This window comes from Neorhizobium sp. NCHU2750 (genome assembly GCF_003597675.1).
GTDB lineage: Bacteria > Pseudomonadota > Alphaproteobacteria > Rhizobiales > Rhizobiaceae > Neorhizobium.
In genome coordinates, this window is sequence record NZ_CP030830.1 from 293595 (window position 1) to 307952 (window position 14358).

Here is a 14358-nt window from a genome sequence, read left to right on the forward strand (position 1 = left end):
TTCTGGAGATCACATTGGCTGGGCGAGTTCGGCGGCATCGGCCTCCCAGGCCAGCTTCAGCCGATACTCGCGCCGCCTGTCGTTGCGGCGTTTGATGATTTCGAACACGATCGCCGCGACGATGGTGACGACGACGATCAACGTGGCCAGAGCGCTGATGCTTGGCGAGGTGCCAAGCCGTACCCGTGCCGCCAGAACAGTGGTCAGCGTCTTGTCCGAGAGAATGGCGAACGTGGTGGCGTTGTAGTTCTCGAATGAACTGAGAAACGCGAGCATGGCCGAAGACGCCAATGCGGGTCGTAGGAAGGGCAGAAGCACGTCGCGGAACACCTGGGGATAGCTTGCGCCGAGATCCAGCGCCGCTTCCTCGAGCGCGGCATCGAAACGCTGCAGCCGGGCCATGATGATCAACATGCAATAGGAGGCAATGAAGCTGGATTGAGCCAGCACGGTCAGGACCGTGCCACCGTAAAGAAGGCTTCGCAGGCCGATCCAGCCGGAAAAATCGCGCCAGAAGACCACCGTTGCGATACCGATGACGATGCCTGGCGTCAGCACCGGTGCAACGACCACGAAATAGTAGAAAGACTTGGCGGTGCGGAAGACCTGCGTCATGACTATAGCGCCGGCAAGCCCGAGCGGCACCGACAGGATCACCACCCAAATGCCGATGACGACACTGGTCTGCAAGCCCTGAAGCATCTCCCGGTCACCGGCAAGCTGCCGGAACCAATTGAATGTGATGCCTTCGATCGGCCAGACTTGCGGATAGCTCGGCGTGTTGAATGCCGATATGCCCATGATGGCAAGCGGACCAAGCAGGAAGGCGAAGAAAATCACCATGTAGAAGGCGAGCGCAAAACGCGTGACGAGAGGCTGCTTCATTTGGCGATCTCCCCGAGCTTGAGGCCTGAGAGCTTCATGACGCCGAGGACAAAGAAGATGCAGGCGAGCAGCAGAACCAGGGCATAGGCCGCCCCCTGAGGCCAATCGAACAACTGGTAGAACCGGTCATAGACAATCGGTGTGAACCACAGGGAGTTGATACCTCCGAGAACGAGAGGCGTCGCAACCGCACCGGCAGTCAGCATGAAGCAGAGCGTCGCGCCGGAGGCGATGCCGGGCTTGGCATGCGGCATGACGATGAACAGATGGATATGCCACCAGGGCGCGCCGAGATCGCGGGCCGCCTCGATCTGGTTATGATCCTGGCTCTCGATGGCGTTGTAGAGAGGAAAGATCATGACGAGCAGATGCGAATAGCAGAGCGCGAGGAAGAGGGCCGTGTTGTTCGAGAGGAAATCGACCGGCGCGCTCGTCAGCCCGGATGCCATCAGCATCTTGTTCACGAAACCGCCATCCGCGAGCAATATACGGAAGGCGAAGGCCCGCAGGATATCGTTGACCCAATAGGGAATCACGAGCAAAAGAAGAACGAGGCGCAGTTTGCGGGCGGGCGCCGACTGAGCCATATAGTAAGCGATCGGATAGCAAATGGCGAAGTTGACGACGGTGAGGGCCAAGCTCGCCCCGATCGTGACGAAGAAGCTGCGAAGATGCAGCCAGTTCCATTGGGCCGTGCTCGTTGCGCTACCGAACAGGAAGAAGCGATAGTTGCGGAGCGTGTAGAGATCGTTCGGACCACCGACCTGCGAGGGCGGCAGCTTCTGATGGAAGGACAGATCGACCATGAACATCATCGGCATGATGATGGTGAAGATCGTCCAGAAGCCAACCGCGAGCACCAGGTATGAGCCGACGGCGAGACCGTTGCGCTGGAAAAATCCGATGCGGGTTCCACGCTCCTTGCTATCGAAACGGATCAGCAGCAGAAAAGTGCAGACCACAGCAACTGTGGCAAGTGTCGTAATGCCGAGATTACTCATGCCGCGCGACCTTTGTCCGACAGGATCACCGCATTCTGCGCCTCGAAGAGGGCGGAGAAGAAAGCACCGGGTTGCGGCAGATCGTCAGGATTTGCTGTGACGAGCGTTGCGGCAAGCGACGCACCGTTTTCCGCGCGAAGCTGAAGATGCGTAACATTGCCCTCGAATGCGAGTTCGTGGAGCTTGACATTGACGCCGCACGCATTGACTCCGGCAGACATAGCATGGTCTTCGGGGCCGATACGCAACTGTTCGGGACGAATGAACAGCGTTGCCTTTTCACCGCTCGCAAGATTGCCTGGATTACGCCCCTGCAGCGTGCCGAGGGATGTCTCGATGAGAGCCATCTGGCCATCCGTCGAGACGACCTTTCCGGCAATCGCATTGCTTTCCCCGACGAAGGAGGCAACGAACGGGGTGGCAGGCCGAGCATAAATGCTGCGGCCGTCGCCTACCTGCTCAATCCTGCCGGCATTCATCACCGCAATACGGTCCGACATCGTTAGAGCCTCGCCCTGGTCGTGGGTGATATAGATGAAGGTGATGCCGACACGCTGCTGGATCTCGCGCAGTTCACGACGCATGTGCTGGCGCAACTTGAGGTCCAGGGCAGAGAGCGGCTCATCGAGAAGCAGAACCTTGGGCTCGACGGCGAGCGCACGGGCGATTGCCACACGCTGCTTCTGTCCGCCTGACAACTCGCTGACTCGCTTGTCGGCATGCTGGGGCAGAGCGATCTGATCGAGGAGACGACGGACGGTCTCGTCACGCTTGCCACGCCCCACGCCGCGCACGCGCAATCCGTAACCGATGTTGTCGGCAACCGACATCATTGGGAAGAGGGCAAGATTCTGGAAGATCAGTGCGGTAGGGCGCTTGTTGGGACCAATCCCGCTCATGTCGCTTCCACCGATGCGGATACGACCGGCGGTCGGCTCGACGAAACCCGAGATCGCCCTCAGCAGGGTTGTCTTGCCGCAACCGGAAGGCCCAAGGAAACTGAAGAACTCGCCCGACCGGATTTCGAGGTCCGTCTCGTGCACGGCGGTAAAGTTTCCAAAGCTAATCCGGACTCGTTCAAGCTCTATTGCAGCAGTCATTCAGTCACCTTCTGCATCATATGGCGCCCGGCTGGACGCAACAGGAACACCGCGCCGCAGGAGGACGGCGGCACGGTATGGCTATTGGCGGGAAGTAGGGTCAGGCGACCTTGAATTTTTCCGCATATTCATTGCGGACGGAGAGGAACCACGATGGGCTCGGCGGATAGCGCCAGAGCTTGGACAGGGCATCTCCCGGATAGGACGACTGGAAGAGCTTTTTGTCGACGTCGGTGGTGAAATTGTCGGCGCCCTTGATTGACGAGTTGTAACTCGACACCGTAGCAACCTTTCCTCCGACTTCCGGCTTGGTCAGATAATCGAAGAAGGCGTAGACCTGATCGACATTGGCGACGGCCTTGGACAGGGCGAAGCCGTCGATCCAGGCGAGTGCACCTTCCTGAGGCGCCATAAAGCCGACCGGTTTGCCTTCCTTGACCATGCGCTTGACCGGGCCGTCCCAAGTTTGGCCTATGGCACATCCGTTTTCCGCAAAACCGGACATGATGCTATCGGACGAATCCCAGAATTGCTTCAGTTGCGCCGCCTTGTGCGCCACCGCATATTCAGGATCTCATCGTAGATCTTTCGCATCGTTGCCTCGTCCTTGTAGGTGTCGAGCATGCGGTTGGACGGCACCTTGCCGGTAGCATCGAGCCAGAGGCCGAGCCCAAGCAAGCCGGAGACCGGGCGAATCTGGGCCTTGGCGGCAAATTGGGGGTCCCAGATGAGCCCATAGCTCATCTTCTCATACGTGAGATCGGCGCGATCCGTGCGCCAAGCCATGCCTTCCGAGCCCCATACATGCGGCACGTGGTAAAGACCATCCCAGGTCCATAGGTCGGTCGAGGCCTTCAGCAGCGACGGATCGTAGTGATCGAGTTTCATGCGGTTCGTGTCGAAGGCCTTGAGAACTTCGAGAAACTTGAACTCGGGGGCACGATTGAACGAGGGCATGCACAAGTCATAGCCTTCACCGAAAGTCGCCTGCAGCTTGTTGACCAACTCCTCGTTGGACGAGAAAGGCGTCTTGTTGACCCTAATCCCCGTTGAATCGGTGAAATCCTTGATCACCGCATCCGGCAGCTCATCCGTCCAGCAGAGAATGTTCAGCTCGCCGGAAGAGGCCAACGAACGGCGGATGAAGGCTGGCCCGGTTGCTGCGACCGTTCCCACGGCGACAGCGGTCTTCAGAAAACTGCGACGATTGAATGCGCGGGCGGCGGTAATCGTCAACTGCGTGGCAGAAGCCTTTTTGGCATCAGTCATTGAAATTCCCCTGGTTGGCGTCCTAGTGGCAAATGGAGTCCTTCAATCTTTAGTATTCCCTCTGCCGATCTTTGCCGGCTTGTCGATTAGAATTCCGCAGAATGGAATTGCTTACCACCTGATGGAATGCTACTGTAGCAACCTAGGCTGGTCAAGCGAGAGGAGCGCGGGAAGGCGCATTTTTTTGCAGGCCGGAGTTCAGATTATTTTTTTTGCATCGGGAGAGACCCATTGACCGACCAACCGCCTCAATTGAAGACCAAAGGGGTCGAAGCTGTAGACAAGGCATTGCGCATATTGACGTTATTCAGCGTCGAAACACCTATCCTTTCGCTCCATGAAATCAGCATCAAGGCAGGCCTCGTCAAAAGCTCGACATTGCGTCTGCTCGTATCGCTCCAAAACGCCGGCCTGCTGTCGATGACATCTGACCGGCGATATGCCGTCGGCTTCGAAGCATTTCGTATCGGCAGCGTCTATCAGCGCACCTTCCACCTCAACGCGATCATGCGCCCGGCGCTGAAGGAACTTGTCCGAAATACTGGTGAAAGCGTTTCGTTTTTCCGCCGCGAAGGCGATACCAGAGTTTGTCTTTTCCGGGAGGATACGGATGCTCCCTTGAGAGAGCATATTGCCGAGGGCGACGCCGTTCCGATCGGCAAGGGGGCGGCAGGCCATGTCTTCCTGACCTATGGAGATCACACCGGCATGCAGCCGGCAACACTCACTGAACTTGCACTTCTTCCGATGGTGACGATCGGCGAACGGGGACCGGACATTGCCGGCATGTCTGTTCCGATCTTCGCTATGGAACAGGGAATGATCGGAGCCTTGACCTTATCGGGACCCGCCACTCGCTTCACGCCGGAAAAGATCGAGACGATGAAACCGTTGCTGATGCGCACGGCCGCAAACATTACCGGCGCGCTGCGCTCATCGTTCTTCGAGCGATACTGATCTCCGGCCAGCCGGCCTGCAATCTGAAGGCCGGCCGCCCTGACATGGTCAATACCCTCGTTGGAAATCAACCTGTTCGGCGAGCGGGCGTCCTTCGATATAGGCATCCAGATTGGCAAGGATGCGCGCGCAGAACTTGTCCAATTCGCTTATTCCACCCGCATAGGATATGTGCGGCGTCACGAATACGTCGGGACGCCCAAGCAAAGGATGACCTTCGGGAGGAGGCTCTGGCGTCATGACATCGAGCGTAGCAGAGGAGATCTCGCCAGCATCGAGGGCGGCGATCAACGCCTCCTGGTCCAGGAGCGCACCTCTGGAAATATTGATGAGATGCAGGCCCGGCTTGGCGCAGGAAAGCAGCTCGCGATTGACCATGCCGCGCGTTTGCGCCGTCACCGGCATGGCCAGCACGAGATGATCGCAAGAGGCAAAGAGTTCTTCTGCCGACGAACATGCCTGGAGGCCTGGGGGCGTATCCGCCCAGGCGCTCCGGCGTACAGCGCTGACGACCATGTCAAAGGCCTGCGCGCGGCGCATGATGGCCTGCCCGATCGCACCGAATCCAAGCAGCCCAAGGCGGCGGCCGGACAGCCGGCCCATGGGACGGCTGCGCCAATCGGAGGCCTTGCTGACACGGAAACTCTCGATATCCTTTTCCACCCGCATGATCGCGGCCATGACATATTCGGCGATCTGGTCGGAGGTCAGGCCACGACCGCAACTGACCAGACGATCGCGAAGAAGCCAGTCCGGATAGGCTTCGACGCCGGCCGAAAATGTCTGGACGAACCGTAACCGGGGAAGATCGGGCGCCACTTTCGGCGCAGTCGGCCACGCCTCGAAAAAGCGGGTCACCAATATCTCCGCCTCGGCAGGAATGTTCCACGGCGTACGCGTATCGAAGCACTCGATCACTTTCGGTTTCGACGGATGCGCTGCCAGCGGGCCGGTGAGCTCAGGCGAAACCTGATTGCAGATGACGGGACCTGTCATCGTTCCCCCTCAGAGTGGAAAATTGTAGGGCACATCATCGGTCAGATTGAGCCATACACTTTTCGTCTGCATGTAATCGGCAATCATTTCCATACCGCCTTCCCGGCCAAGCCCGGACATCTTGTAGCCCCCGAAAGGCGAAATCTGCGAAGTCACCTTATAGGTGTTGACCCAGATCGAGCCCGCCTGCAACAGCCCTGCCATTCTGTGCACACGCGAGACGTCCCGTGTCCACAGCCCGGCACCCAGTCCGAAAGCCGAGTCATTGGCAATGTTGACGGCATCGGCCTCGTCGTTGAAGGGTATGACGCTGAGAACCGGGCCGAAGACCTCTTCCTGGGCGATGCGCATGGAATTGTCCACGCCGGTAAAGATCGTCGGAGCAACGAAGAGACCCGGCCCGCCCCTTGGATCCGGCACCTGTTCGCCACCACAGGCGAGTGACGCACCGTCCTCCCTTGCCCAGCCGATGCAGGTCATGATGCGATCGAACTGCGTCTTGTTCGCGACAGGCCCAATGTCCGTTTCAGAGGCCATAGGATCCCCGAGGCGGATCTTCGACGTGAGTTCGACAAGGCGTGCGACGAAGGCATCGAGAATGGACCGGTGGACGAGCGCCCTTGATCCCGCAACGCAACTCTGGCCACCCGAGCCGAAGATACCGCCAACGACACCGCGCGCGGCATTTTCCAGATTGGCGTCGTCAAAGACGATGTTCGGCGACTTTCCGCCCAGTTCGAGGCTGACCGGCTTCATCTGCGCAGCAGCGCTTGCATAGACCGCCTTGCCGCCGGCAACGCCTCCGGTGAAGGCAACCTTGGCGACATCAGGATGGTTCGTCAAAGCCGCTCCGACTTCACTGCCAAGGCCGGTGACGACGTTAAGCACACCCGCCGGCAACCCGGCCTTGCCGACAAGCTCCGCGAACCTCAGCGCGGAGGCGGAGGTATATTCGGATGGCTTCACCACGGCGGTGTTGCCTGCGGCCAGTGCCGGGGCCAACTTCCACGCCAGAAGCATGAGGGGTGAATTCCAGGGCGTTACCATGGCAATGACGCCAAGCGGTTCATGACGGAGATAGTTCATGTGGTCGGGCCGGTCGGTCGGCAGAACCGAGCCGTTGATCTTGTCGGCCAGACCAGCATAGAACTGGTACCAGTCGGGAATGCGTTTGACCTGCCCCAGCATTTCCTTGAAGGTCTTGCCGTTATCGCGAACCTCGATCTTTGCAAGTTCTTCCGCGTTTTCAGCGATCACATCGGCGATCTTGCGCAACATTGCACCGCGCTGAGGCGCCGTGAACCTGGCCCAGGGGCCTGAGATGAAAGCCCGCCTGGCGGCGGCGACAGCCAGGTCGGCGTCGACCGCCTGCGATCTCGGAATGCGGCCCCAGGCTTCCTGGGTATAAGGATTGCTGGTTTCCAGATAGTCGCCACCGGCAGGTGCCGTCGCAGAACCGTCTATGTAATTATGCAGGGTTTCCATTGGGGCATCCTCATGTATCCGAAAGCATTGCACGACGTGATGTCAAACAGTCTAGGCGGGAGCAGTCACCCAGCGCAGGCGGCATGAGAGCCACCAGATCTGCTGTATCAACAGATTGCCGATCAGAATCCTGACGAGGTGAAAACTGAGAACGAGTGGCACCGCGACCCCGATCGTCTTCGCCGCGACGGTCATTTCAGGCATGCCGCCCGGCGACATGCCAAGAAGGACGGCCCCGTGGTCGAAGTCGAACAGATAGGCGATGAACAGGGCGGCGGGTGCAAGGATGGCACTCAGGAGCAAGGTCGACACAGCGGAAGCCAAGAGCAGCCTGCTGGATCCCCTTATGAAGTCGGGCGTCATCTGGGCACCGAGAGACACACCCAGAATGATCTGGCAGACGGCAACCAATCCATGCGGCATTTCTGCGGGCTGCAGGTCAAATCCGCCAAGCAGGATCGCCAGCATGCACGGCACGATCATCCAGGGATTGGGGATAAATGATTTACGAGCCCAATAGGCCAGAGCCCAGGCAACGACAACAAAGCCCAGCACTTTCCAGGCGTCTGCCAGCGGCGGCAGCAGCGCAGACGGGGTCAACGAAATGGATTGGGCCGTATGGCCAGGCAAAACCATGGCAATCAGCATCGGGTAGACGAGGACGACGATCATAAGCCGGACGGTCTGGGCCAGAACAACGTGCTTCTCCGAGGCTCCGGCATGTTGTGCCTGTACGGACATCAATACGACGCCACCCGGAAGCGCACAATAGAAAGCCGTCTTGGCGTCCAGCCCTGCCAATGACGAAAATATGCGGGTCATGACGATGCCGCTACACAAGGCGCCGAGGCTGCAGATCGCGATGATCGGCAAATTGCGCAGCATTTGCTCAAGAATGGCGGGTGTGAAGGTCTGCCCGAGCGACAGGCCGAGAACGATGAGCCCCGGTGGCCGCAGTTTGCGGAAATCCAAACGCGCTCCAAAAAATGCAAAAATTCCGCTGGCGACCATCGAACCGATCAACCAGGCGAGGGGAATGCCGATACGATTTGTGACCCACCCACCCAGCACCGCGCAGGTCAGAACGAGAAGGCGAAAAAGCAGATTGGCCGGTGTGTTCATCGGAGATTTCAAACCATGGGCCAAGGCCAGGAGACACTCCCCGGGCGGGAAGCGCCCCCTGAGACAAAAGGTGGCTATTGCGTGTGGGGGGAGTGCGCGGTCAGCCCGCGATCGCCTTCAGCGTGTCGTCCAAGGCTGCCCGCAGTCGGGCAAACATGTCCTCGACCTCGGCAGCCGTGATGATCTGCGGCGGCGACAGCGCAACGCGATTGACGATGATCCGGGTTATCAGGCCTCTTTCCATGGCCGCGTTTTCAAAAATCGTCATGACGTTGAGCGACGGATCGTGCATCGCTTTCGTTTCTTTGTCGGCGACGATCTCGAGTGCACCGATCAACCCCACTCCACCAGCATCGCCGACGAGCGGATGATCCTTGAGGGCTTCGAAACCGGCAAGGAACTGCGGCTCGAGTGATTTCACGTGGCCGACGACGTCCATCTCCTCATAGATCTTGAGCGTTTCGAGTGCGACAGCTGCGGCAACCGGATGGCCGGCATAGGTATATCCGTGGGTGAACGAGCCGAAGCGGTCGCTCTGTTCCTTCATGCCCTCGTAAACACGATCGCCGATCAGCACTGCAGAAATCGGCTGCATGGCGGCCGACAGCGCCTTGGCGCAGGTGATCATGTCCGGCTTCATGCCGTAGGTCTCACTGCCCCACATATTGCCGGTGCGGCCGAAACCGCAAATAACCTCATCGGCGACCAGCAGAATGTCATATTTGGCGAGCACCGCCTGGATCTTCTCGTAATACCCCTTCGGTGGCACGATCGCGCCGCCCGAGCCCAGCACCGGCTCCGCCCAGAAGGCGGCAATCGTTTCAGGCCCCTCTGCGATGATCATTTCTTCGAGTTCTGCCGCAAGACGGCTCGAATATTCCTCTTCCGTCTCGCCCGGCTTTGCCAGTCGATAGTAATAAGGCATCGCCGTATAAAGGAACCCGTCGAACGGTAGCCCGTAGCCCTGGTGGAAACGCGGCTTGCCGGTGAGGCACGATGTTATCGTGCTGGTGCCATGATAGCTCTGGTCGCGCGAGATCAGCTTGCGACGCTGCGGCTGACCCTTGGCGTTCCAGTAATACCAGACGAGCTTGATAGCAGTGTCGTTCGCTTCCGATCCGGAACATTGCAGAAGGACATGATTGAAGCCTTCCGGCGCGATGGACGACAGCTGCGCAGAAAGCTGTGCGGTCGGCGTGTTACTGGCACCACGGAAAATGTGGTAATAGCCGATTTCGGTCATCATCTCCTGCGCCACCTTGGCCAGACGCGCATTGCCGAAGCCGAGCGACGCGCACCAGAGACCGGCAGCAGCCTCAAGATAGCGATTGCCCTCGTCATCGACGACGAAAACGCCGTCACCCTTCATGATCATCAGCGGCTTCTTGTCGGGCTGAGTCCTGAGGTTGGTGTGAGGGTGAACCACGTGCTTTGCATCGAGCGCACGAGCGCTATTCAGGAGGGCCGTATCCATCATTGATCTCACTTGCTGACAAAAATTCTATCTAGCAGAACTATATTTCATTAAATAGAACACGCTGAGAATGCTTCGTCAAGCGCTGGATAGCACTGTAACTAAGTTTCGAGAGCGGCTGGTTTCTTACCCTTTGGCTTCTCCGGCATTCTTTGATGTACCGCCCTTATATGAGAGGCGGGCGACTTCGTTAGGTGGCGGCACCGAAGAAGCAGCATCCATCAATGAAACGAATTGGTCGGGATTTTCGAGAGTACCGTAGCTAAAAATAGAGATCGCAACTCGACCTAATCACAATCATTGTTCCATAATTGTTATTATGTGATGTTATAACATCCACAGTGTAGAGATTGGAACCGCTGAGATGTTGTCTTCGAACGGCGTGATCCGATCGTGATCGTGCAGAACGAGGCCACGCAGGAAGCGGTCTCCTGTGGCCGCCTTGAGTTGCTGCAGTCCCTTGATGTCGGAGGGGCGCACAGTGGCTGAAGCCTTCACTTCGATGCCGACGATGCGGCCACGGCGGTCCTCGATCACGAGATCGACCTCATCCTGATCCTTGTTGCGATAGTGCGAAAACGTTAACCGGAGATCCGTCCAAGTGGCGGTCTTGAGAATTTCCGAGACGACGAAGCTTTCAAGTAGCGGACCGAAGCGCCCGCGATCGCGACGCAGTCTCTCTTCGTCGTCGTCTCGTACGGCGGCCAGCAGGCCGCTGTCGACGAAATGCACTTTCGGCGTTTTGATGAGGCGGCTGAGGCTGTTCGTCGACCATGGGGCGACGAGCTTGAGAAGGTAGAGCCGCTCCAGGATCCCAACATATTTCTGGGCAGTGACGCTGGAGAGGCCGAGGGCCGATCCGAAGCTTGAATGGTTGGTGAGTTGGCCGGCATGTTCGGCGAGAACGCCAAGCAGCCGTGGCAGGCGATCGAGTTGATCGATGTTGGCGATATCGCGAACGTCGCGGTCGAGGATCAAGGAGACATAGTCATCGAGCCAAGCGCGGCGACGGCCTGGACTTTTTCGCCGCAATACCTCTGGATATCCGCCCCGCAGAACGATCTCGACGAGGTCGTGGGCTGCTTCATGGCGCGTCGGCAAGGCAAGCGGCTCTTCAGAAAAGGCCTGCCGCAGGAATTCGCCGGGCGCACCGACAATCTCGGCCTGTGCCAGCGGGAAAAGTGAAATGACCGCCATGCGCCCTGCCAGAGAATCTGCGATGGCGGGAACGGCGGCGAGATTGGCGGAGCCCGTAATAAGGAAGCGACCCGGGCGGGTGTCGGTATCGATACTTTCCTTAAGTGCCAGCATTAGTTCCGGCGCTCTTTGGATCTCATCGATCACGGCACCCTTCATCCCGCGGACAAAACCGACCGGGTCATTGCGTGCGGCCGCAAGGGTGCCTATGTCATCGAGCGTCAAGTATGGCCGGTCGTCGGAAACGAACTGCCGTGCGAGGGTAGTTTTGCCAGCTTGCCGTGGGCCGGTAATGAGGACGACGCGGGTATCGTCCAGCGCCTCTGCGATTTTGCGGGTAACCTTGCGGTCATAGTAGCGGGGCGACGAGTTCTCAGTCAACATTCGACCATTCTTAAATCAAGATGCGACCAATTTAAAGTGTATATTCGGCTGATTCAAACAAACCAACGAAAGATATCTACATTTGGCTTATGGCGATATTCCCATCGGCGTCGCCAAAAAGACATTGATCTTGGTGACTTAGGCCAGATCGGCTGACATCAGCAATAAGCAAACCATCGGACTGGGCGTGGCAGCAGCCCAGATCCGGGCAAGCCTTTACGCATCCACAGAAGCAACAAAGTCGCGCCTTGGTATGGTGTCCTGGATCAGGTCCGGATCTCCGTCGATCAACCCTCAAGGGGTCGGTGAGCCAAGCTGCCGCCGGTCCGCCTTCGTCTTCTCGGTGATCGCGACCGTCCCTCTTCCTTTGAGGAGCCATCAGCGGGAATTGGTCCGCTTCGGATGGAGCACTCGAACATGGCACACGATCTTTCCCTCGCTCAGTCTCACGCCTTCGACCTCCGCAACGATCTGATGGTCCCCATCACCCTCTTCAAATCCAGAAACGAATTCGGCGTCCTACCCGTCCGACGAACTCGATGACGAAGACGATCTGGAGATCGTGCATGAATATTTCCCGCGCGGGTTTCATTGAGACCCGCGGATGCCTGCCGCTGGCGATCTGTCGGCCGCAAGGGAAGCTCACGCCGCGGCCGGTGCAAATTTGCATCTTGATTGCCGCGCCCTTGCCCCCTCCGCTCTTCGCGGCGGGCGGAATTATGCCCGCGATTTGCGGGAAGGAAATAGGGACGGCCGCGCTGCGGCCGAAGGAAAAATGAAACGAGAAGAATTGGAGGCGCTTCGCGCCAAAGTCAGCTGCGAAGCCGTGCTCGAGAAAGTCGGCTTCGAAATGGACGTGAAAGAAAGTTCGCGCCGCTCGATCAAATATCGGAATGGCAGCAATATCGTCATCGTTACGCACAGTGGACGCGGTTGGTTCGATCCGCTCAGTGATGAGAAGGGCGATGTTTTCGACCTTGCGATGTTTGTCAGTAAGGTCACTTTTCCGATCGCAGCGGAATCCGTCGCATCGCTTGTTGGCTACCAACTCTCACGGCCAGAATGGCGGTCGCCTCGTACCACCGTTCCGATCGGGGATATTGGCGACCGATGGCAAGAAAAGCGGATGCTATCTCCCGGATCCGGTGCTTGGAAATATCTGTGTTGGTCGCGCTGCATCCCGGCGGCCATTGTCAGGCAGGCGGTTCTGGAAGGCGTCCTCCGGCAAGGACCATTTGGAAGTATGTGGGCGGCCCATTTGGATGGCGACGGCGCTGTCGTCGGTTGGGAAGAAAGAGGTCTTGAGTGGCGCGGCTTCTCGAGCGGTGGGTCGAAGATCCTATTCAGGCTTGGACCAGCCGGTGCCCCCCGGCTCTGCATTACCGAGGCAGCGATCGATGCGATGAGCCTCGCGGCGCTCGAAGGGCCACGCGAGCAGACGCTCTATATCAGCACCGGCGGCGGATGGTCCCCTACTACAGACAGCGCCCTCGCCGCGCTGGCGGTCCACCCGGAATCCAGGCTTGTCGCCGCCACCGACGCCAATTCCCAAGGCGATGCCTATGCGGCACGGCTGCGCGTGATTGCGGAAAAATCCGGCTGTGATTGGCAGCGCCTCCGTCCGCCGGCAGAGGATTGGAACGCAGTTCTCCAGAATAGAGAAAGGGAAAAACGAGAATGGAGAGAAGGGAAGCGGAATGAGGCCTGCCGCATGCGTGCCGGCCGCATCAAGGGAAGCTTCGCCCGGCAAGAGCCGGCCCTTGACCCGCCCGGACACGAGGCCGGCCGCTCGGGAGGGGTGATAAAGGACTGAAGAGATGGGTGAGGTCGAAAGGACAGCGCCAGCTTTGGTTCCAACCCCCGAAAGGATCAAGCTGATGACCTCGACATCCCTCCCTCGTAAAATCTTCCAGGGCGTCGCCAAGCGCTCCGACATGTTCCGGCTATTCGATCGGCATCGTGATCGCCCCAATCGTTTCGATGGTGACCAGTCGGGCGTCTATGCTGGCGAGTGGTTGGAAATCGACGAGACCTCCTACACCTACATGCTCGATATCCTGCCGCCGCTGTGGATGCGCGGTCCAATCTTTGCCATGCGCGAATTCATGACCGGCTCCGTGACCTCGGTCTTCTACGCCATCCTGATCGACGGTGTTGTCCGCCATTTCCACGCCTATTGCGACCTATCCGATCCGAGTTCAGTCGAGGCGATGCGCTCGGCGATTGTCGCGCGCGAAAGCCGGCCGGTCCCGGCCATGAGCCGCGAAGAACGGCTCGAGCATATCTGGAGCACCAAAGCCGCCGAGTATCGCGGCTATGCCGGCGACCGTTGGCCGAGGCCGATGCAGGGCCATCGAACGGTCATGCTCTTGGCGGCAAGGAGGGAAGCTTCCTCAAGCTTCTCGACACCCTGACCGACGACGAGATCGCCGCCAAGCTGCCGGTGCATCTGCGCTACCTCCCTTCCACCCTGGCCGCCTGAGCCAGA

Annotated in this window: 13 protein-coding genes and 1 pseudogene; 4 read left to right on the forward strand and 10 right to left on the reverse strand. The window is 58.8% G+C overall.

All coding sequences use genetic code 11. The features are described 5' to 3' along the window. Positions 1-9: 9 nt before the first annotated feature. From NCHU2750_RS27590 to NCHU2750_RS27610, 5 genes are all read right to left on the reverse strand, one after another. Positions 10-885: an ABC transporter permease gene (locus NCHU2750_RS27590; RefSeq protein ID WP_119944993.1), complete on the reverse strand. Its 876-nt coding sequence runs from the start codon at positions 883-885 to the stop codon at positions 10-12. After that, on the reverse strand, positions 882-1886 hold the full coding sequence (locus NCHU2750_RS27595) for an ABC transporter permease (RefSeq protein ID WP_119944994.1): 1005 nt from the start codon (positions 1884-1886) through the stop codon (positions 882-884). Before NCHU2750_RS27595 ends, NCHU2750_RS27590 begins: the two co-directional genes overlap by 4 nt. Then, entirely contained in the window at positions 1883-2986 is a 1104-nt protein-coding gene (locus NCHU2750_RS27600) for an ABC transporter ATP-binding protein (protein WP_119944995.1), read from the reverse strand. The genes NCHU2750_RS27595 and NCHU2750_RS27600 overlap by 4 nt, the downstream gene beginning before the upstream one ends. Positions 2987-3086: 100 nt before the next feature. Further along, positions 3087-3491 (reverse strand): extracellular solute-binding protein, encoded by a 405-nt coding sequence (locus NCHU2750_RS27605; protein ID WP_162939834.1) that lies wholly within the window; start codon positions 3489-3491, stop codon positions 3087-3089. 29 nt (positions 3492-3520) lie between these two features. Then, positions 3521-4255 carry a substrate-binding domain-containing protein gene (locus NCHU2750_RS27610; protein WP_119944997.1) on the reverse strand — a complete coding sequence of 245 codons (735 nt, stop codon included), beginning with the start codon at positions 4253-4255 and terminating at the stop codon, positions 3521-3523. 231 nt (positions 4256-4486) lie between these two features. Between NCHU2750_RS27610 and NCHU2750_RS27615 the strand changes: the two genes are divergently transcribed. Beyond that, positions 4487-5212, forward strand: coding sequence for an IclR family transcriptional regulator (locus NCHU2750_RS27615; protein WP_119944998.1), 726 nt, complete (start codon positions 4487-4489; stop codon positions 5210-5212). A gap of 48 nt (positions 5213-5260) precedes the next feature. On the opposite strand, the gene NCHU2750_RS27620 is transcribed toward NCHU2750_RS27615, so the two are convergent. The 5 genes from NCHU2750_RS27620 to NCHU2750_RS27640 form a co-directional block, all read right to left on the reverse strand. Then, a complete protein-coding gene (locus NCHU2750_RS27620; RefSeq protein WP_119944999.1) occupies positions 5261-6208 on the reverse strand; it encodes an NAD(P)-dependent oxidoreductase in 948 nt (315 codons plus the stop codon). Between the two features lie 9 nt (positions 6209-6217). Then, complete coding sequence (locus tag NCHU2750_RS27625; RefSeq protein WP_119945000.1) at positions 6218-7693, reverse strand: aldehyde dehydrogenase; 1476 nt, start codon at positions 7691-7693, stop codon at positions 6218-6220. Between the two features lie 51 nt (positions 7694-7744). Beyond that, complete coding sequence (locus NCHU2750_RS27630; RefSeq protein ID WP_119945001.1) at positions 7745-8815, reverse strand: AbrB family transcriptional regulator; 1071 nt, start codon at positions 8813-8815, stop codon at positions 7745-7747. 100 nt (positions 8816-8915) lie between these two features. Next, positions 8916-10292: an aminotransferase gene (locus tag NCHU2750_RS27635; protein WP_245480530.1), complete on the reverse strand. Its 1377-nt coding sequence runs from the start codon at positions 10290-10292 to the stop codon at positions 8916-8918. A gap of 324 nt (positions 10293-10616) precedes the next feature. Further along, complete coding sequence (locus NCHU2750_RS27640) at positions 10617-11870, reverse strand: ATP-binding protein (RefSeq protein WP_119945003.1); 1254 nt, start codon at positions 11868-11870, stop codon at positions 10617-10619. A 566-nt stretch (positions 11871-12436) separates the two neighbouring features. Here NCHU2750_RS27640 and NCHU2750_RS30725 point away from each other — a divergent pair. The 3 genes and pseudogenes from NCHU2750_RS30725 (at position 12437) to NCHU2750_RS27650 (ending at position 14352) form a co-directional block, all read left to right on the forward strand. Then, a complete protein-coding gene (locus NCHU2750_RS30725) occupies positions 12437-12649 on the forward strand; it encodes a hypothetical protein (protein WP_162939835.1) in 213 nt (70 codons plus the stop codon). After that, positions 12646-13683 (forward strand): DUF3991 and toprim domain-containing protein, encoded by a 1038-nt coding sequence (locus NCHU2750_RS27645; RefSeq protein ID WP_162939836.1) that lies wholly within the window; start codon positions 12646-12648, stop codon positions 13681-13683. Before NCHU2750_RS30725 ends, NCHU2750_RS27645 begins: the two co-directional genes overlap by 4 nt. Before the next feature lie 64 nt (positions 13684-13747). Next, a pseudogene (locus NCHU2750_RS27650) lies at positions 13748-14352 on the forward strand (DUF1419 domain-containing protein). The last annotated feature ends 6 nt before the right edge of the window (positions 14353-14358 follow it).

Excerpts from the sequence above, each read along its gene's own strand:
- NCHU2750_RS27600 (WP_119944995.1), bottom strand. The coding sequence starts at position 2,986 with ATGACTGCTGCAATAGAGCTTGAACGAGTCCGGATTAGCTTTGGAAAC.
- NCHU2750_RS27630 (WP_119945001.1), bottom strand. The coding sequence starts at position 8,815 with ATGAACACACCGGCCAATCTGCTTTTTCGCCTTCTCGTTCTGACCTGC.
- NCHU2750_RS27620 (WP_119944999.1), bottom strand. The coding sequence starts at position 6,208 with ATGACAGGTCCCGTCATCTGCAATCAGGTTTCGCCTGAGCTCACCGGC.
- NCHU2750_RS27625 (WP_119945000.1), bottom strand. The coding sequence starts at position 7,693 with ATGGAAACCCTGCATAATTACATAGACGGTTCTGCGACGGCACCTGCC.
- NCHU2750_RS27635 (WP_245480530.1), bottom strand. The coding sequence starts at position 10,292 with ATGATGGATACGGCCCTCCTGAATAGCGCTCGTGCGCTCGATGCAAAG.
- NCHU2750_RS27645 (WP_162939836.1), top strand. The coding sequence starts at position 12,646 with ATGAAACGAGAAGAATTGGAGGCGCTTCGCGCCAAAGTCAGCTGCGAA.
- NCHU2750_RS27610 (WP_119944997.1), bottom strand. The coding sequence starts at position 4,255 with ATGACTGATGCCAAAAAGGCTTCTGCCACGCAGTTGACGATTACCGCC.
- NCHU2750_RS27595 (WP_119944994.1), bottom strand. The coding sequence starts at position 1,886 with ATGAGTAATCTCGGCATTACGACACTTGCCACAGTTGCTGTGGTCTGC.
- NCHU2750_RS30725 (WP_162939835.1), top strand. The coding sequence starts at position 12,437 with ATGAATATTTCCCGCGCGGGTTTCATTGAGACCCGCGGATGCCTGCCG.
- NCHU2750_RS27590 (WP_119944993.1), bottom strand. The coding sequence starts at position 885 with ATGAAGCAGCCTCTCGTCACGCGTTTTGCGCTCGCCTTCTACATGGTG.
- NCHU2750_RS27640 (WP_119945003.1), bottom strand. The coding sequence starts at position 11,870 with ATGTTGACTGAGAACTCGTCGCCCCGCTACTATGACCGCAAGGTTACC.
- NCHU2750_RS27605 (WP_162939834.1), bottom strand. The coding sequence starts at position 3,491 with ATGTCCGGTTTTGCGGAAAACGGATGTGCCATAGGCCAAACTTGGGAC.